Source organism: Chryseobacterium paludis (assembly GCF_025403485.1).
Taxonomy (GTDB): Bacteria; Bacteroidota; Bacteroidia; order Flavobacteriales; family Weeksellaceae; genus Chryseobacterium; species Chryseobacterium paludis.
The window spans coordinates 1,381,357-1,402,035 of record NZ_CP099966.1 but is presented as its reverse complement, the minus strand read 5'-3'; the positions used below and the strand labels follow the sequence as shown (position 1 = coordinate 1,402,035).

The 20,679-nt window shown below is 33.7% G+C and carries 12 protein-coding genes and 1 pseudogene; 9 read left to right on the top strand and 4 right to left on the bottom strand.

The window, feature by feature from the left end; translation table 11 throughout:
- Positions 1–31: 31 nt before the first annotated feature.
- Complete coding sequence (locus NG806_RS06075; protein ID WP_214824551.1) at positions 32–1,069, bottom strand: PLP-dependent cysteine synthase family protein; 1,038 nt, start codon at positions 1,067–1,069, stop codon at positions 32–34.
- Between the two features lie 224 nt (positions 1,070–1,293).
- Between NG806_RS06075 and NG806_RS06070 the strand changes: the two genes are divergently transcribed.
- The 9 genes and pseudogenes from NG806_RS06070 (at position 1,294) to NG806_RS06030 (ending at position 17,979) form a co-directional block, all read left to right on the top strand.
- Positions 1,294–4,779 carry a glycosyltransferase family 117 protein gene (locus tag NG806_RS06070; RefSeq protein ID WP_261512368.1) on the top strand — a complete coding sequence of 1,162 codons (3,486 nt, stop codon included), beginning with the start codon at positions 1,294–1,296 and terminating at the stop codon, positions 4,777–4,779.
- A 302-nt stretch (positions 4,780–5,081) separates the two neighbouring features.
- A pseudogene (locus NG806_RS06065) lies at positions 5,082–8,566 on the top strand (glycosyltransferase family 117 protein).
- A gap of 90 nt (positions 8,567–8,656) precedes the next feature.
- Positions 8,657–10,144 carry a DUF2079 domain-containing protein gene (locus NG806_RS06060; RefSeq protein WP_261512367.1) on the top strand — a complete coding sequence of 496 codons (1,488 nt, stop codon included), beginning with the start codon at positions 8,657–8,659 and terminating at the stop codon, positions 10,142–10,144.
- Between the two features lie 76 nt (positions 10,145–10,220).
- Entirely contained in the window at positions 10,221–10,751 is a 531-nt protein-coding gene (locus NG806_RS06055) for a DUF1697 domain-containing protein (RefSeq protein WP_261512366.1), read from the top strand.
- Between the two features lie 140 nt (positions 10,752–10,891).
- A complete protein-coding gene (gene kdsA / locus NG806_RS06050) occupies positions 10,892–11,701 on the top strand; it encodes a 3-deoxy-8-phosphooctulonate synthase (protein ID WP_261512365.1) in 810 nt (269 codons plus the stop codon).
- 44 nt (positions 11,702–11,745) lie between these two features.
- Positions 11,746–13,977, top strand: a complete 2,232-nt coding sequence (locus tag NG806_RS06045) for a TonB-dependent receptor plug domain-containing protein (protein ID WP_261512363.1) — start codon at positions 11,746–11,748, stop codon at positions 13,975–13,977.
- Positions 13,978–14,179: 202 nt separating this feature from the next.
- Positions 14,180–14,557 (top strand): HYC_CC_PP family protein, encoded by a 378-nt coding sequence (locus NG806_RS06040; RefSeq protein WP_214824564.1) that lies wholly within the window; start codon positions 14,180–14,182, stop codon positions 14,555–14,557.
- 111 nt (positions 14,558–14,668) lie between these two features.
- Positions 14,669–15,142, top strand: coding sequence for a DUF3347 domain-containing protein (locus NG806_RS06035; protein WP_261512362.1), 474 nt, complete (start codon positions 14,669–14,671; stop codon positions 15,140–15,142).
- A gap of 101 nt (positions 15,143–15,243) precedes the next feature.
- A complete protein-coding gene (locus tag NG806_RS06030) occupies positions 15,244–17,979 on the top strand; it encodes a multicopper oxidase domain-containing protein (protein ID WP_261512361.1) in 2,736 nt (911 codons plus the stop codon).
- A 338-nt stretch (positions 17,980–18,317) separates the two neighbouring features.
- Here NG806_RS06030 and NG806_RS06025 read toward each other — a convergent pair whose 3' ends face one another.
- Genes NG806_RS06025 through NG806_RS06015 form a run of 3 tightly spaced genes read right to left on the bottom strand, consistent with a single transcriptional unit; the run spans position 18,318 to position 20,601 of the window.
- Positions 18,318–19,436, bottom strand: coding sequence for an FAD-dependent monooxygenase (locus tag NG806_RS06025; RefSeq protein ID WP_261512360.1), 1,119 nt, complete (start codon positions 19,434–19,436; stop codon positions 18,318–18,320).
- A gap of 33 nt (positions 19,437–19,469) precedes the next feature.
- On the bottom strand, positions 19,470–19,979 hold the full coding sequence (locus NG806_RS06020) for a GNAT family N-acetyltransferase (protein ID WP_261512358.1): 510 nt from the start codon (positions 19,977–19,979) through the stop codon (positions 19,470–19,472).
- A gap of 28 nt (positions 19,980–20,007) precedes the next feature.
- The gene (locus NG806_RS06015) at positions 20,008–20,601 is read right to left on the bottom strand and encodes a hypothetical protein (RefSeq protein ID WP_214824586.1); all 594 of its coding nucleotides are present in this window, start codon (positions 20,599–20,601) and stop codon (positions 20,008–20,010) included.
- Between the last annotated feature and the right edge of the window lie 78 nt (positions 20,602–20,679).

Genomic DNA, 20,679 nt, shown 5'->3' with positions numbered 1-20,679 from the left:
AAAAAGGCTTTATTTGTATGGTAATTTATTTCTATTTAATGAATTCTGTTTTAAAAACTTCATCGTAATTGTGTACACAATTATTTACAAAACCTTGCTCAGCCATCCATTTGTCACTATATACTTTAGTGATATATCTTGATCCGTGATCCGGATATATTAAAACAACAAGATCGTCTTTTGAAAATTCGTGAGATTGTGCATACTGTATCAATGCCTGTGTCACAGCTCCTGTTGTATAACCACCCATGATGGCTTCCTTTAATGCTATTTCACGAGTTCTATATGCAGACATTTCATCGTTTACCCTTACGAATTCATCTACTTTGTCAAAAAGCAAAGCAGCAGGAATCAGGTTTTTTCCCATTCCTTCAATCTGGTAAGGATGAACATCTTCTTTATTAATTTTTCCAGTTTCATGATAACTTTTCAGAATAGAACCATCTGCATCTACTCCGATAATTTTGATATCTGGATTTTTTTCTTTCAAAAATTTTCCTGATCCCGATAAAGTTCCGCCAGTTCCGGTACAAGCAAAAAGATGGGTTATTTTTCCCTCCGTCTGCTCCCAAATCTCCGGTCCTGTAGTTTGGTAATGGGCATCAATATTCAGCTCATTAAAATACTGATTGATATAAACGGAATTAGGCGTTTCTGAAGCAACTCTTTTTGCCACTTCATAATAAGATCTCGGGTCATTTGCTGCTACATTCGCAGGACAGACATATACCACAGCACCAAGTGCTTTCAGATAGGCAATCTTCTCCGGTTTTGTTTTGTCACTTACAGCAAGAATGCATTTGTATCCTTTGATGATGCAAACCATTGCAAGAGAGAATCCAGTGTTTCCGGAAGTGGTCTCTACAATTACAGAATCTTCTTTTAATAAACCTTTCTTCTCAGCGTTTTCTATAATATGAAGTGCGATTCTATCTTTAGTGGAATGTCCAGGATTATATGATTCTAACTTGGCATAAACAGTTGCAGGAATATCTTTCGTTACAGTATTTAGCTTCACCATAGGAGTATTTCCTATAAGGCCAAGGATATTATCGTAAACATTACTCATTATTTGTTATTTTTCAATAAAAATCTGAGGGCAAAAATACAAAAAAATAAATAATTTCTAAACTTTTGTTTGATTTCTAAGTCGCCATTAGTTAATTCGTTATTTTTCCTTCCTCAATCATTGCTCCATTATTATCGCAAATACCACACCAGTATTTTTAAAATTTGTTAAAATCGGCATAAAATGAGATAAAAGCCCTATTTTCGCGTAATTGATTTTATACTATGAAAAACTGGACTTTTAGGCAATGGAACACCGTTTTAGGGTGGGTTATTTTCGTCATTGCATTTTTCACGTACTTATCAACGATAGAACCTAAGCTTAGTTTTTGGGATTGTGGTGAGTATATTTCTTCAGCAGTTAAATTAGAAGTAACGCACGCTCCTGGAGCTGCTTTATTTCAAATTGTGGGCGCAGTAGCGGCCATTTTTGCATTAGGAAAAGGTGAAAATTATTCTATTGTCATCAATGCGATGTCCGCAATGTTCAGCGCGTTTACTATTTTATTTTTGTTCTGGACGATTACTCATTTTGTGAGAAGGCTTTTGAACAAAGATTTTGAAGAAGTAACCAAACATCAGGAAATTTCTATTTTATTTGCTGGGGTAATTGGAGCTTTATGCTTTACATTCTCGGATACCTTCTGGTTTTCTGCGGTAGAAGGAGAAGTATATTCTATGGCCTCGATGTTTATTGCGCTTTTGGTCTGGCTGATTACAAAATGGGAAAATGAATACAGTGCTGCGGATAATGAGAGATGGATTATTCTTATTTTCTTTATTGTAGGACTTTCTGTAGGGGTACACATGATGTGTATGTTATCAATTCCTGCTATTTGCTTAGTATACTACACCCGAAATTATAAATTTACCTGGAAAAATTTTATCTGGGCTAACTTAATTACACTTGGAATTCTGATCATTGTATTTAAAATTATCTTCCCATTGATCATGACGATGTTTGGGAAACTTGAAATATTCTTTGTTAATGGTTTAGGACTTCCTTTCCACTCAGGAACTATCGTAGCGTTTATTCTTATGATTGTCCTTTGTTATTTAATTATTAAATATGCGAGAAGAAGTAAAAAAAATGTTTATCAAACGGTTGCATTATCTGTAGTTTATATGATGATAGGTTTTTCATGTTGGATGGTAATTCCGATCAGAGCCAATGCAAATCCACCAATGAACCTTAATGATCCGGATACAGCAATTGGTATGCTGGATTATTATAACAGAGAGCAGTATGGAGACTGGCCAACGATTTACGGACAGAACTATACAGCATTCCTTGATGCAAATGGAATTGAAAAAAATGAAGATGGAAGTTTTAAAACACAGAAAACAGGAGAGATCTTCGAAAAAGATGAAAAAACGGGGACCTACAGAAAAACAGGAGATCGTTTTAATTATGTATTCAGTAAATCCCAGGTAAGTTTAATGCCAAGGATGTTTAATGAAGATAAAGCAGTAATGGCTAATTACATTTCAATGTACGGAGCACCTGACTTTACTTTTAACTATGGAAATGAAGATGTAGCAGATAATCCTCAGGCTAAACAGATTTTTGAAGAACTAAGAAAGAAATACGAAGATAAATCTATTACCGCAGCAGATTATTTAAAAGTAAAACCATATGATCTTATTACGGTTCAGAAGCCTTCTCTGGCTCAGAATATGGACTACTTTATTACTTTTCAGAACGGATATTACTTTGTAAGATACCTGTTGTGGAACTATGTGGGTAGACAGAATGATCTGGAAGGAAATATGGAAAATACAAAAGGAAACTGGATTTCAGGTTTTTCTTTTATTGACAATGCTTTGTGGGGTAATCAGGATAAAATGCCTGCTAAGTTCAAAAATGAAAGTACGGTTGCCTTTTTCTTCTTACCGTTGATCTTGGGATTAATAGGTTTCTTCTTTCAGCTTAACAGAGACTTTGGAAGGTTCTACGCTATATTATCATTATTTGTGATCACAAGTGTTGGAATCGTCTTTTATACGGGAGTAAAACCTTTTGAACCAAGAGAGAGAGATTATGCTATGGTGGGCTCCTTCTACGCATTTGCCATTTGGATAGGTTTAGGTGCAGGAGCTATCTTGTGGTTTGTACAATCTAAAATTAAATCCAACGCTGCGAATATTATTGCAGGGATCGTTTTATTGGGAGTACCTTTTATGATGGGATTCCAGAATTATAATGTACACGATAGGAGTAACAGATATACTGCCTATGATTATTCATACTCAGTGTTAAAATCCTTACCTAAAGAAGATATCTTATTTGTGTATGGAGATAATGATACGTATCCGGTTTGGGGACTTCAGGAAACAGAAAACTTCCGTGATGATGTAAAAGTAGTTAACTTTACTCTTTTATCCACTCCATGGAATATTGATCAGGTAAAGAGAAAGACATATAATGCGAATCCTATTCCTAGTCAGTTAACACATGAGGATTACAGAGATGGAGTGAATGATCAGATCTATCTGATGAAAAAAGAGGACTGGCAAAATATTTTCAGTAACCTTCAGGAACAGGGAGCTCCTTCAACAGAATTCCAATCCTTTAAAAAATACCTTACACAGGATTCTATTACCCTTAAAGAAGCAATCAATTTCATTAAGATGAAATCCCCTGAAAAGGATGAAGTACTGAAAATGATATTTGGTGAAGCACGTTATGAGAAATACAATTTTCTACCGGTAAGCAAATTTATTCTACCTGTTAATAAAGAGAATGCCTTAAAAGCAGGAATCATTAATCAGGCTGATTTACCAAATACGGTGAATCAGATCATGATCGATTATAAAGCGAATACACTCTATAAAAATAATCTGATAATGTTTGATATTCTTGCCAACTTCGATTGGAAAAGACCGATTAATTTCTCTTCTGGAGGAATCTATGACAGTGAGAATATTTTCTATTTAGATGATTATCTTCAATTGGATGGTTTCAGTTATCGTTTGATTCCTATTCATACACCTCCAAATTCTGATGGTGATATGGGTAGAGTAGATGCCAATTCACTATATAATGTGGTGAAAAACTTCAAATGGGGTAATTTTAAAGATCTTAATGCTCATTTTGATGAAACCGCTACTTCTAATATTATCAGCTACAGAAGTGCTGCAAGTAGAGCAGCAGCTGCTCTTTCTCTAAATGGCCAAAAAGCTAAAGCGGTTGAATTATTGGATCTTGCAGCAAAAGAAATTCCTGTAGAAAAGTATAATGATCCCCGTTCATTAAGTTCTATCGTTTATGGATATATTGTGGCAGGTCAGGAGCAGAAAGGATTGAAACTGGCAGAAACACTTAAGAAAGGAATTTTTGAAGAATATGATTATTATTTAAGCCTTACTCCAAGTGAGCAAAGATATCTGAGAAGACAAATGGGGTCCAAACCAATGGAATATTCTCTTGTTGTTTCATCTGTTACTAATGCCTACAAAGCGATCGGACAAAAAGATAAAGCCTATGACTATCTTGTGAAATCGATAGAGCCAATTGATAAAAAGTTCAATGTGTTCGTAAAAGATCTTCAACAGATGGGTAAAGAGAAGGCAATGAGTGAATCTGAAAATGTACAGAAGATCACACCATTCTATCAGTACTTATTTGATATCATGGAACCTTTTGATTCTACTTATTCAAAAGAAAAGGAAAATCAGATTACTACAGCCATTATGAAAGCAACACAATAGAAAGCATAATTTTAAAAACGGAACTTGGTTCCGTTTTTTTATTGCCCTATTATTCTGTTACGCTTTTAATTAATACTAAAACAATGGAATATAATGAGTTGTATTCCATTGTTTAATTACATAAGTCCTAACGGTATTCCTAAAAAGTTAAAGTTCAAAAATAAATATTCACCATTAAGTAAATTATTTTAACAAATGTTATCAGAAAGCCTTGAAAAAAGTATCTTTGGAACTTTACTGGAGTGTATCCTGAATTTGATAAAAAATTTATTTAGAAAAGGTTATTAGAAATTAATTTTTATATGAAGAACTGGACTTTTAAGCAATGGAACACCATTTTAGGGTGGGGAATTTTCATCATTGCACTTTTTACATATTTATCAACAATAGAGCATTATTTGAGTTTCTGGGATTGCGGAGAGTATATTTCTTCAGCAGTTAAACTAGAAGTAACACACGCTCCGGGAGCTGCTTTATTTCAGATCATGGGCGCAGTAGCTGCTATTTTTGCATTTGGAAAGGAAGATAATTATGCTATTGTCATCAATGCGATGTCTGCGCTGTTCAGCGCATTTACTATTTTATTCTTGTTCTGGACGATTACTCATTTTGTAAGAAGGCTTTTGAAAAAAGAATTTGAAGAAGTAACCAAACATCAGGAAATTTCTATTTTATTTGCAGGCGTAATTGGAGCATTATGTTTCACTTTCTCCGATACCTTCTGGTTTTCTGCGGTAGAGGGAGAAGTTTATTCAATGGCCTCGATGTTTATTGCGCTTTTGGTCTGGCTGATTACAAAATGGGAAAATGAATATAATGCGGTTGACAATGAGAGATGGATCATCCTTATCTTCTTTATTGTAGGACTTTCTGTGGGTGTGCACATGATGTGCATGTTATCAATTCCTGCTATTTGCTTAGTATACTACACCCGAAATTATAAATTTACCTGGAAAAATTTTATCTGGGCGAATTTAATTACACTTGGTATCCTGATCATTGTATTTAAAATTATCTTCCCATTGATCATGACGATGTTTGGGAAACTTGAAATATTTTTGTTAATGGTTTAGGACTTCCTTTCCACTCAGGAACTATCGTAGCGTTTATTCTTATGATTGTCCTTTGTTATTTAATTATTAAATATGCGAGAAGAAGTAAAAAAAATGTTTATCAAACGGTTGCATTATCTGTAGTTTATATGATGATAGGTTTTTCATGTTGGATGGTAATTCCGATCAGAGCCAATGCAAATCCACCAATGAACCTTAATGATCCGGATACAGCAATTGGTATGCTGGATTATTATAACAGAGCTCAGTATGGAGACTGGCCAACGATTTACGGACAGAACTATACAGCATTCCTTGATGCAAATGGGATTGAAAAAAATGAAGATGGAAGTTACAAGACGCAAAAGACCGGTGACATTTATGAAAAAGATGAAAAAGCGGGTATCTACAGAAAAACGGGAGATCGTTTTAATTATGTATTCAGTAAATCCCAGGTAAGTTTAATGCCAAGGATGTTTAATGAAGATAAGGATGTAATGGCTAATTACATTTCAATGTATGGAGCACCTGATTTTACTTTTAATTATGATAACGAAGAGGTAGCAGATAATCCTCAGGCTAAACAGATTTTTGAAGAACTAAGAAAGAAATATGAAGATAAATCTATTACTGCATCAGATTATTTAAAAGTAAAAGAATATGATCTAATAAAGGTTCAAAAACCTTCCCTGGCTCAGAATATGGATTATTTCTTTACCTTTCAGAACGGATATTATTTCGCCAGATACCTGATGTGGAACTTTGTCGGAAGGCAAAATGACAGGGAAGGTCACATGGAAAGTACCAATGGGAATTGGATCTCAGGTTTTTCTTTTATTGACAATGCTTTGTGGGGTAATCAGGATAAAATGCCTGCTAAGTTCAAAAATGAAAGTACAGTTGCCTTTTTCTTCTTACCGTTGATCTTGGGATTAATAGGTTTCTTCTTTCAGTTAAACAAAGATTTTGGAAGGTTCTATGCATTGCTGTCTTTATTTATATTGACAGGAGCTGGAATTGTTTTTTATACCGGAGTAAAGCCCTTTGAAGTTAGAGAAAGGGATTATGCTATGGTGGGCTCCTTCTATGCATTTGCCATTTGGATAGGTTTAGGTGCAGGAGCTATTTTATGGTTCTTGCAATCTAAAATAAAGTCGAATGGAGCAAATATCGCAATAGGAGTACTCTTATTAGGCGTGCCATTTATGATGGGCTTCCAGAACTACAATGTACATGACCGTAGTCGTAAATCTGCGGCTCATGATTATGCTTATTCATTTATAAAGTCTTTACCAAAAGAGGATATTATATTTCTTTATGGAGATAATGATACATTTCCGGTTTGGGCAATTCAGGAGACAGAAAGATTGCGTGATGATGTAAAATCAGTTAATTTCACGTTACTTTCGACTCCGTGGTATTGTGATCAGGTAAAAAGAAAGACGTATAATGCGGATCCTATTCCGGGACAGCTGACCCATGATGATTATAAAGACGGGGTTAATGATCAGATCTATGTAATGAAAAAGGAAAACTGGCAGAATATTTTCAGTAACCTTCAGGAGCAGGGAGCACCTTCAACAGAACTTCAATCTTTTAGAAAATATCTTACTCAGGATTCTATTACCCTTAAAGAAGCAATGAGTTTCCTTAAGATGAAATCTCCGGAGAAGGATGAGATTTTGAAAATGATTTTTGGAGAAACACATTATGAGAAATACAATTTCTTACCGGTAAGCAAATTTATTCTACCTGTTAATAAAGAAAATGCCTTAAAAGCAGGAATCATCAATCAGGCGGATTTACCGAATACAGTAAATCAGATCATGATCGATTATAAGGCAAATACACTTTTTAAAGGAAACCTTATGATGTTTGATATTTTTGCCAATTTCGATTGGAAGAGACCGATTAACTTCTCCTCAGGAGGGGTCTATGACAGTGAGAATATTTTTTATCTGGATGATTATTTGCAGTTTGATGGCTTCAGTTATCGACTGGTTCCTATTCATACACCTCCAAATCCTGAAGGCGATATGGGTAGAGTAGATGCCAATTCACTATACAATGTGGTGAAGAACCTTAAATGGGGCAATTTTAAGGATCTTAAAAATCATTACGATGAAACAGCAACATCGAATATTATAGGCTATAGATCAACAGTTAGCAGAGCTGTAGGAGCATTATCTTCAAGTGGACAAAAAGCTAAAGCGGTTGAATTATTGGATCTTGCAGCAAAAGAAATTCCTGTAGAAAAGTATAATGATCCCCGTTCTTTAAGTTCTCTTGTTTATGGATATATTGTGGCAGGTCAGGAGCAGAAAGGATTGAAACTGGCAGAAACACTTAAGAAAGGAATTTTTGAAGAATATGATTATTATGCAAGTCTTAGTCGTGGTGAACAAAAGTATTTAAGGAGACAAATGGGATCCAAACCGATGGAATATTCTCTTGTTGTTTCATCTGTTACTAATGCCTACAAAGCGATCGGACAAAAAGATAAAGCCTATGACTACCTTGTGAAATCTATAGAACCTATTGATAAAAAGTTCAATGTGTTTGTGAAAAACCTCCGACAGATGGGTAAAGAGAAAGCTATGAGTGAATCTGAAAATGTACAGAAGATCACGCCATTCTATCAGTATTTATTTGATATCATGGAACCTTTTGATTCTACTTATTCCAAGAAAAAAGAAGATCAGATTACCACATCTATTATGAAAGCAACACAATAGAAAATATATTTAAAACGGAACTTCGGTTCCGTTTTTTGTTATTGTATTCATAAATTTTTAAGATTATATTTGTGCCATTAAAGAAGCACAATGTCAGAAAGAACAAATAAACTCCCAATTTATGCTGTAATTTTTACAGTTATTTTTAAGCTCCTCTTTTTATTGACGCACCATATTCAGGAAGACGCATTCATCACCTGGAGAGTTGCTCAAAACCTAATGGATTATGGGGTGATTGGATTTAATGGCGAAACCAGAATTTCAGCGTCAACAACCCATTTATATGTTTTTGTTTCTTATCTGTTCAATCTTATATTTGGGAAAGAATATTTCATTGAACCTCTTCTTATTTTTAATTCAATTCTTTTCACAATAGGGAGTTTGTTTTTATCTCATTTACTCCTAAAAAATCCCTGGCATAAAGCAATTTTTATTTTCCTGTTTGGGATATTACCGCCTTCTATAAAAATTTCTATCCTGGGCATGGAATATGGGATTCTCTTCTTTTTAGAAATGGCTTTGCTGTATTATGGGTTTAAAAAAGAAAAAAAATGGGCGTTTATAGTACTTCCAATACTGATCTTATTTACAAGAATTGATACCGTAATTTTCCTGGGAATCGTTTTTTTAATTGATATTTTCTGGAATAAAAAAATAAGATGGAGCTATATCATAGGTGGTGTATTAGGTGTTTCTGTTGCCCTTGCTTTTAACTGGTTTTATTTCGGCGAATGGGTTAATAATACCATTGTTGCCAAAAAACTTCTTTACGACAAGAATTTTACATTTAGCCAGGATGTGGAATATTTTATGACCAATTACGGAAACTTCTGGGGGATGTTAAAATTACCTGGAAATTTCAATCCATTCACCATACTTGTTCTGATCTTTGAACTGGTTTGTTTTATATTTCTGATCCGTCAGAAAGAAAAAAGAAATTATTTTCTATGGATGATCTTTCTTTTCGGTTGGGTAAAACAATTGATCTTTCTGTCCCAAAAAAGTCTTTTTGACTGGTATTACTGGGTTCCGCAGATCTTACTTTTTGTTCCTGTTTTAATATTTGTATTGGAGCAAAAGGTTAAAAGAAACCTATGGCTGTTTCTGCTAATTATCATCTATATTCTGCCCATGTTGCTTTTTCAGACTATTCATTCTATTGCAACAGGAAATGGGGAATGGAATTACAGAAGGTCAATTGGAATATCTCTAAACTTTTATGAGAAAGATAAAAAGCAATGGATATTATTGGAACCGGCAGGATATATTCCTTATTTCTCGGGATTAAAGACCATTGATGAAGTAGGATTGGTAGATAAGAAGATTCAGAGTGAAATAAAGAAGGATAAAGCACATTACTGGATTAATACCGTAAAAAACAGGAAACCAAAATATCTGCTTTCGTACAATGATTTATTTAAGACTCCGGATGCTGAATATTATAAGACCCACTATAGATTATTAGAAGAATTCAGAATTAAGGATCATCTTAAAAGTGACAATACAATTCTTGAAAAGATTTATAAGCTGAAACCTTCGGGAACGGATTATAATTTATATGTGAGAATTAAGAATTGAGGATTACGTATTATTTCGCTAAATTCATTACCTACAACCTTTAATCTGCAACCTAATATAATATAAAACTAAAAATATGAAATACTGTGCTTTTCTTAGAGGTGTCAATGTAAAAGGAACAAATATGAAAATGGTTGATGTCTGCAAGGTTTTTAAAGATGCAGGAATGGAAAATGTAAGTTCTATTTTGGCATCAGGAAATATTGTTTTTTCTTCAGAGAAGAATGTATCCGATTTAAAGAAAATTCTTGAGAAATCAATGTCGGAGTATTTTTCTTACGAAGCTTTTTTGTTTATTAAATCTTTAAAAGAGATAGAGAATTTCTGGAGTGGAAACCCTTTTGAAAAAAATGAAAATTTCCATAGTTATACTTTTGTTGGAAATAAAGGAGTAGAAGCGGTTTTAATGAAAGAATTTGAAGAGTCTTCTAAGGTTGAAAATGAAAAAGGAGAAATCATTAATGATATTTTTTACTGGCAGGTTCCTAAAGGAAATACGTTAGATTCCAGCTTTGGTAAAATTTTAGGTAAAAAAAGCATGAAAGACCAGTTTACAAGCAGAAATATCAATACTTTTGAAAAGATTTTAAAAAAAATGAATTCTTAATAACAGTATCATTTCTTAATTGTTTTATTAAAACCTTACTATTAAAATTTTGTTTAGACTCTTAATACTATTAAGGTTTTAAATTATTTCCGATTCTGAAACTTTATAAGTATTTTTACTGAACTTTTAATTATAATAAAATGATTCAGTATTTAGATAATATCCAACACAAAGATTCAAAAAACTTTTTTCTTACAGCAGGTCCTTGTATTATTGAAGGGGAAGATATGGCGTTGAAGATTGCAGAGAAGATAATAGAAATTACCAATAAATATAACATTCCATATATTTTTAAAGGAAGCTTTAAGAAAGCTAACAGAAGTAGAGTAGATTCATTTACTACTATTGGTGAGGAAAAATCTTTAGAAATTCTAAAAAAAGTTGGAGAGACTTTTAATATTCCAACCACTACAGATATTCATGAAAATGAGCACGCAGCTTTAGCGGCTCAGTATGTAGATGTTTTACAGATCCCTGCATTTCTAGTACGTCAGACCGATCTATTGGTTGCTGCAGCAGAAACAGGAAAATGTGTTACCTTGAAAAAAGGACAATTCCTTTCTCCGGAATCCATGAAATTTGCTGTTCAGAAAATAACGGATTCTAATAATCAGAAAGTAGCGATCATTGAAAGAGGGAACTCTTTCGGATATACAGATTTAATCGTTGATTATAGAGGTATTCCAACGATGAGACAATATGCGCCTGTTATTCTGGATGTTACGCATTCTCTACAACAGCCTAATCAAAACTCTGGTGTTACAGGAGGAAGACCGGACTTAATTGAAACCATTGCTAAAGCAGGAATTGCTGTTGGAGCAGATGGACTTTTTATAGAAACACATCCTACACCAGAAACTGCATTATCTGATGGAGCCAACATGTTAAGATTAGATTTATTAGAAGATTTGTTACAAAAATTAACAAGAATTAGAGAATCGATTTTGTAGTTGTTAAAAAATACTTAATTTTAGAAATTCTTAAAACATTTCTTTTGAAAAAACTAGTTTTACCACTGAGCCTTATGGTTCCCATGTTAGTGTTCTCTCAAACAAAAAAGAAAGATACTACAAAAGTCACAGATATTGAGGAAGTCGTGTTCCAGAAAAAAGTCGTAGGACGAACAACTGACCTTAGTACTGTAAAAATTTCAGCTAAAGACGCTAAAAATGTTGCTAGTATTTCCGGAGGAATAGAAGGGATCCTTAAAACCCTGCCATCCGTAAACTCCAACACAGAGCTTTCTTCGCAATATATGGTTCGTGGTGGAAACTATGATGAAAACCTTATTTATATTAATGATATTGAAATTTACAGACCTTTCCTGATTAGAAATTCTCAACAGGAGGGATTGAGTATCATTAATCCGGATATGGTGTCAACAGTTAATTTCTCGGCAGGAGGTTTTGAACCAAGATTTGGAGATAAAATGTCTTCTGCTTTAAATATCTATTATCGGGAACCCGAAAAATTTGAGCTTTCAGGAGAAGCAAGTTTAATTGGTGGAAGATTGACTGCAGGTTTAGCTTCAAAGAATAAAAAACTGACAGCCTTATTTTCTGGAAGATACAGAAATACAAACCTTGTTCTGAATACTTTGAAAGAAGATACTAACTTTAATCCTACTTATTGGGATTTCCAGTCTTATATCAACTATCATATCAATCCGAAGCTAAGTCTCTCATTCGTAGGATACTATTCTAAGAATGATTACGAAATGATCCCCAAAGAAAGAAGTGTTGATTTTGGAAGTCTTCAAAGACCTCTTAATCTAACTGTTTTTTATGCTGGAAAAGAAAATGACAAGTATAAAAACATGATGGGAACTCTTTCTATGAACTACAAACCATCGGATCAATGGAAGTTCACCTTGGATGCTTTTGCGTACCAAAACCGTGAAAGAGAATATTATTCTATACAATCTCAATATATACTACAGACCTTTGATCCTATCACAGGAGCACCTCTTACAACATATGATACAGGAGGACAAATAGATCATGCAAGAAATGACCTTTTTGTAAGGACTTATGGAACACAGCTCAGAGGACGTTTTTCACCTAATGTAAACACAGATATTGAAGTTGGATTTAAATTTGAAAAAGAAAATCTGAAAGATCTTACCAATGAATGGAAATTGGTAGACTCTGCGGGATATAGTACTCCGGTAGCTATTGATGATCCAAGATTTGGAACTCCTGGAGATCTTAAATTATTCTATAGAATAGCTGGTCAAAATGCCATTGAACCCACAAGGTTATCTGCTTACGCACAATATTCACAGAAATTTTACTGGGGAACGAAAAAAGTTTTCATTAATGCTGGAGCAAGAGTTTCTCACTGGAGTTTTAATAATGAGACTATTTTCTCTCCACGTGTACAATTTGCTGTTAAACCTGATTGGGAAACTGATATGCTTTTCAGGCTTTCAGGAGGGGTATATTATCAGGCACCTTTCTACAAAGAAATTAAAGATCTGGATGGAAACTTTAACAATACAATAAAATCTCAGCGTTCGTTACAGGTGATTTTAGCGAATGATTATGAATTCCAGATGTATGACCGTCCATTTAAATTGACGACAGAAGCTTACTATAAAAAAATGGATGATCTTATTCCATACTACATGGATAATGTAAGAATCCGTTATTCTGGTAATAATAATGCTACTGGTTATGCTTATGGAATTGATACCAGATTATTTGGTGAATTTGTACCAGGGATCGATTCTTGGTTATCTGCAAGTTATGCCAGAGTGTATGAAAATATTGATGGGAAAGGAAATATTCCAAGACCTACCGATCAAAGGTTAAGGTTTGCGATGTTCTATCAGGATTATATGCCTCAATATCCTTCAATGAGGGTGAATCTTACACTAACTTATGCAATGGGACTACCAACTGGAGCACCAATTATATTAGACCAGAATGGTGCGCCTGACGTAAATGCTGCTTATCAATATCAGAGAACATTACCTTCCTATAAAAGAGTGGATATCGGGTTGTCTAAAGTATTTATCGATTCTAAAGATAAAAAGCAGAAATATGGATTCTGGGGCAATTTTGAAGAATTAATTTTGGGAGTACAGGTTTTCAATGCATTTAATATTAGAAATACAGTAGCCAATCAATGGATTACAGATGCGAATACCAATTTTATGTATCCTGTTCCAGTTCGATTAACAGGAAGATTCTTTAATGTGAAACTTGAATTTAAGATTAAATAAATAGTTATTTGGCAGCAGATATAAAGTATTAAGTAGCAAAGGTTGGAAATCTGCTCAATCTGCATAATGCGCGAGAAATAAAGACAATATAAACTTCTGAAATTTTCAGGAGTTTTTTATTTGCTGTTTTCCGAATTTTATAACAACATTACATAATTTTATAACAATTGCTAGAAAGTTATTTTTACCTTTGCTTCAGCATATGAAAAAGATTCTTGCCATATTGTTTTCTGTTTTCTACTTTGGATTTTCTTCCGGAGCAGTTTTCAGTGTACATTATTGTATGCAGGAAATGGTATCAGTAAGTCAGAAGACAGATGATATTTGTGCTAAATGCGGTGTTAAAACTAAAAAGGATTGTTGTAAAACAGAAATCAAAGTTGTAAAAGTTGATGATTCACAAAAATCAGATTTCTTAAAAATTGATTTTTTAAAACAGATTGCTGAATTTCAAAACCATGAGTTTTTCTTTACGGATCACTCTTTTTCAGCTGTAAAATTTACATCAATTCAGATCAATGCACCACCTGAAAATCGATCTATACCTATCTTTATTACACATTGTAATTTCAGAATTTAGAATTAAGTTCTTCGTTTAATGGTTTCATTATAACGAACGGCAAGTTTTGTCGCAATAGGCGACTCTCAGTTATTCTTATTAAAAACTTATTTAATTCTAAATTTTAAAACAATGAAAAAGTATATCGTAACCGCAGTATTCTCTTTATTTTCAATGATTTTTGTGTCTGCACAATCAAAATCAAATCCTCAGGTTTCAAAGTTATATAAAAATTATATTGCTATTAAAACAGCATTGGCATCCGATGATGCTGATAAAACGTCAAAAGCAGCATCAGAATTCATTAAAACGGCTTCAACAATTGACTATAAAGTAGTTTCAGAAGGAAACTTAACGATTCTTAAAAAAGATGCTACCGCTATTTCTGAGGCCAGAAGCATCAATACACAAAGAGAGACTTTTCTTAATCTCTCTGATAATATGATTGCATTAACAAAGCAATTTAAACTTTCAGAAAAACCAATTTTTGTTCAGTACTGCCCAATGGCTGATGGAAGTTGGTTGAGTGATGAAAAGCAAATTGTAAATCCCTATTACGGAAGTAAAATGCTTTCATGTGGAAGTGTTAAAACTGAGATTAATTAATTTTTATATTGATCTATAAAATAGGTAGTTGTATAGTTTAAATTATAATTTACTTTAATTGAATAATTAAACTATACAGCTTTAAATAAACTCGAAATATTATGAGAAAAATAATAATATTTCTGATGTTTTTGTTCTCTGTTTTTACTTTCACACAATCGACAAAAACTTACTATACCTGTCCAATGCATTCTGAAGTAGTTTCCCAAAAACCTGGAGACTGCCCGAAATGTGGAATGACCTTAGTAAAAAAAACTGTTGCCATTAAGCCTAAAGTTATTTCAAAACCTACAGCTAGGCCAATTGAAAAACAAGAAACAAAGACTCAGGATATAAAAAGAAATAATAAGCCTGAGGCAGAGAAAAGGAGTTATGTAAAAATAACCTCTAAAGCTCAACCTATCTCTAACCCTAAAACGCTCTCAAAATCTCAGACAGCCTATAGTTGTCCGATGCACCCAGAGGTAATTTCCGATAAACCGGGAAAATGTCCTAAGTGTGGAATGGATTTGGTAGAAAAGGAAGATCAGAAACAAAAGACGGTAGAAAATCAGAAAGAAGAGACCTCAGTTTTAAGAAGAAATTCTGAGAACGGTAAAATTACTTTTGGGGGTAAAACCGTTCGTTATGATCTGTATGTTAAAGATACGATTGTCAACTTTACAGGGAAGAACAGAAGAGCTATTGCGGTAAACGGTAAGTTACAGGCTCCGACCTTATATTTTACAGAAGGTGATACCGCTGAAATTTATCTTCATAATATGCTAAAGGAAAACACAGGATTTCATTGGCATGGAGTTATTCTGCCCAATGAACATGATGGAGTTCCATACCTTACCACAAAACCTGTAATACCTGGAGAAACTCATCTATATAAATTTAAAGTTTCTCAAAATGGGACCTATTGGTATCATTCGCATCAGGGACATCAGGAACAGATTGGCATGAATGGTATTTTAGTTTTCAAGAAAAGGGAAGGAGAACCGACAGAGCAGTATACAAAGGAAATCCCTATACTACTTGGAGATTGGAGTGATGAAGATCCAATGCAGATTGCCAGGAGACTTCATATGGCCAATACAGATTGGTATGCTATTAAGAAGAATGCTGTTCAAAGTTATTGGGAAGCTATTAAATCTGGAAATTTTGGAACAAAAGCCCTGAATGAATGGAAAAGAATGGAGGCGATGGATGTAAGTGATGTGTATTATGATAAATTTCTCATTAACGGATTGCCAAGTTCTGAGTATTCCAATCTAAAAGCTGGAGATAAAGTAAGGCTAAGAGTGGCAAACGGTGGATCTTCAACCTACTTTTGGTTAAATTATGGTGGCGGAAAAATTAAAGTCGTGGGTAATGATGGAAATGATGTAGTTCCTACAGAAGTTGATCGTCTGATCGTAGGAGTTTCTGAAACCTATGATATTGAGGTGACCATTCCTGAAGATAAAAGTTTTGAATTTCGCGCTACTTCGGAAGACCGAATTGGACATTCTTCACTTTGGCTGGGATCAGGAGAAAAGGTAGAAGCTCCTGATTTACCAAGATTAAAACTTTTTGAAGGAATGAAGATGATGAATGGAATGATGGAAATGAGTGGAAATATGAAGCCTATGAGTATGACTATGGGTAACCAGATGATGGATATGAATGAAGTGATGTACCCTGAACTTTCTGAAAGCCAGCGAAAAATGACGATGAAGCATATTAATGAAATGATGGGGGTAAAAACAAAAGATGAAAAAGAGGATCATTCCCAACATTCTGGAATGGATATGAAAGAGGAAAAAACGATTAAAAGGCTTTCCTATAATATTTTAAAAGCTCCTGAAAAAACAATCCTTCCAACCGAAAATGTCAGAGAGCTTAAGTTTACATTGGAAGGTAACATGAACCATTATCTGTGGACTCTAGATAATAAAACAGTGACGGAAACGGATAAGATTTTGGTTAAGAAAGGAGAGATTCTGAGAATTACGATGTATAATAATTCGATGATGCGACATCCAATGCACTTGCACGGACATGATTTTAGACTGATCAATTCAAAAGGAGAGTACTCACCACTAAAAAATGTAGTGGATATTATGCCAATGGAAACAAACACGATAGAATTTGTTGCTAATCAGGATGGCGACTGGTTTTTTCACTGTCACATTTTATACCATATGATGGCTGGAATGGGAAGGATATTCAGCTATGAGGATTCTAAACCCAATCCTCAGCTTCCAAACAGGAAGTTAGCCTGGAAAAATTTCCTTAAGGATAACAGAATGGTGAGCTCAATGGCGATGCTGGATATTGCAAGCAATAAAATACATACTGAAACCATGACGATGTTCGGACCGAGATGGGCTAATCTGAATGAATTTCATTCCAATTGGAACTTCGACCATTTTGATGGAAATTTTAAAGTAGGAAGATTCTTAGGGAAATTTCAATGGGCACTTCCTTATGCCGGTTTTAGGATTCAGAAGAATCATGAGATCATGGAAAGACAAATGACAGAAGAGATGGGAATGAAGTATGAGGGTAAGAAAACCTGGTTTGGACAAAACATCGCCTCAAAGAATAAGGCTACTTTCATTGTGGGTGCACAATACCTTTTGCCTATGTTGATTACAGCAGATGCAAGTGTAGATCAGAATGGAAAAGTATTACTGGAGCTAAGCAGGGAGGATATTCCGATTTCCAGAAGGATAAGAGGAAACTTTAGTCTTAATTCTGATGGAGAATTTACTACAGGACTACGGTATATCGTACAAAAATGGTTCTCAATTTCAGGAAATTATGATAATGAAATGGGTTGGGGAGCAGGTGTTACACTGACTTATTAAATAAAAAAAACCGTCTCATCACTGAGGCGGTTTTTTCTTGCTTTATATTTGAAAGCGTATATTTATTTTATGATATTCCAATGAAACGAAAATCCCACATGCTATTGAATATGCTAAAGAGAGAAAAATTAAATCTTTTGAAAGCTTGAATATAATAAATGGATCTAGTGAAGAGTGGGTATTAAGTTTTAAATAATTATCAAAATCAACTTGTCTTTGATAATTATTTAAAACTTAATACCCCAAGAATAAAAGTGAAAGGTATATTTAGTGGAAAAATCGACGGGACAGAAACATTTGTAGAATGGGGTGATTAGGATCATATGATGACTAATTCGTTACATTTCCAGCGTCGCTATTTTTTCAATCATTTTTTTGTTGATACTTTCAGGGATAATACCCATTAAAAAATTACGGAGAGAGGTTCCATATTGCCATTGTGAAATGTTTCCAACCTGTCGGCTTGTACTGACAATATAATCTACTTTTTTTCTTCTTATTTTTTGAAAGTCTTCAAAAACAGAATTGAAATTTTTACTCTTTTCTAATAATTTACCAATAATGTAAGCATCTTCTATTGCCTGGCAAGCTCCCTGACCCATATTAGGAGTCGTTGCGTGCGCAGAATCACCAATGAGGCATAAGTTGTCTGAATGCCATTTTGGGATGGGAGAAAGGTCTGTAATGTCGTTGAAAATAATATTTTTAGGATCTGTTGCTTCTAAAATTTTAATAACTAAAGGATCAAAATCGCTATAAGTAGAAAGCAGATCAGTATCCGGGTTCAGATTTTTGTCTTTGATCACTGCATACCAATAGACTTTTTTATCTGATATTCTTACAAAGCCAAAGCGTTTACCAACTCCCCATGTCTCAAGGGCTTCCTGATTATATTTTTCCGGTAATTCAAAATCGACCAGTCCACGCCAGCATTTTTGTTTTGTATCCCGGATTGTTCCTGTTTTTAGAATTTGATTACGAATGTTTGATTTAATTCCATCAGCGCCAAAAACAACAGTACTTTCTATTTCCTGTCTATTTTCAAAATGGAGATGGTAATTTTCTTTTTTTATAATTTGTTTTAAGTTATAATTGAGCTGAATGTTTTCAATACCCATGTTTTCAGCGAGAATTCTCTGTAATTCTGCTCTGTGAATTGCCACATTACAGGAATTAAATTTCTTTTCAAATTCAAGGCTATTGGTATCAGAAATAGGTTTTAGATATTGATTGGTAATCGATATTTTATGGATTTTATTACCGGCTTCTTCAATTTTCTGTTTTAATCCCAACTGATCAAAAACCTGCATGGCATTCATAGCCATCATAATTCCGGCTCCCACTGGTTTTATTTCCGGTACAGAATCATAGATACTAAAATCAATATGTTGCTGTTTTAGGATATTTCCAAGTGTTAAACCGCCAATTCCGGCTCCAATTATTGAAATAGAATTCATAAGCAGATGAAGTTGTTAATTTGAAAGCTTATTTTACATCGTCAGAATGTAATTTTCTGATACTTTTGTGAAGCCATATTTTTCAAAGAAATGATGTGCTCCTTTATTATCAATCCCACTTTCTAAAAGAATAAAGCTGACATTCCAATTTTTAGATTCCTGAATGGCATTTTCCAGTAAAGTACTTCCAATAGATTGTCCACGGAAAGCATTATTCAACAGCATATCTTCTAAAACAGCATATTTTTTAAAACCACTGTAGATTACATTAAAGACCAACATTCCAATGATGTTGCCATCATTATTTTCTGCAATTAAAATTTCTAATTTTGAGGAAGAAGAATCTTCTGAGTTAAAATCGGTAGTAAGCTGGTCTGTTAGTATAGACTCAAGATTTGAGCTCCATTCGTGAGTATTTTCAGCTCGGCCGGATATTATTTCTCCATGCGAAATATAAGATTCTGTTTTATGGGTAATAAAAAAATCTACTAATTCTTTAACACGGCTTTTATCACTGAGCCATTGAGTGGTATATTGCATCATTGTGACTTTTATAGACTTTTATTTTGAATTATTTCAAATTTTTTAATTCGGTCAATAGTTTATTTTGTTTGTTAATGAAGCTATTTAAATGATCTGGCTTCAAAGGATGTGCATTCTGATATTTTTCAATTTCAGGAAGTGTTTTATTGACTTTAAAAACGGTGTATAAATCATTCATTTTCTTTTCATTGGTATTCACCTGATTGATTAAGTCTTTGATGTTTTTAACTTTTGAAAAGTATGTATCGGAGCTTGCTTTAATAGATTTTGTGATTTCCTTTTTCATCAGGGAATCGCTTATTGAACTGGTATGATATTCAGCATCGCGATAATAGGATTCAGATTTATCAAAGACTTTTTTATATTCGAAGATAACTTTACCTGCTTCCTGATTGATGCTTTTTATTTTATCATCCAGTGCCTGAAGGTTTTTATCGTTTTTAATAAGTTCAGAATAAATCTGATCGATCATATCTTCACTCCGTCCACTTTTAAATGAACCTGATACAGAAGATTCTGCATTATCTACAACATTATCCGGGATAGGAGTGTTTTCAGACTTATTTTCTGTACAGGAAAATAAAAATAAAACCAGCGCAGAGGTTAATAGTATTTTTTTCATAATTACCATTTATAAGTATTAAAAATAAGCAAATAAAATAGATTTTTACTGATGATCAAGCTGATATTCATTGGATTC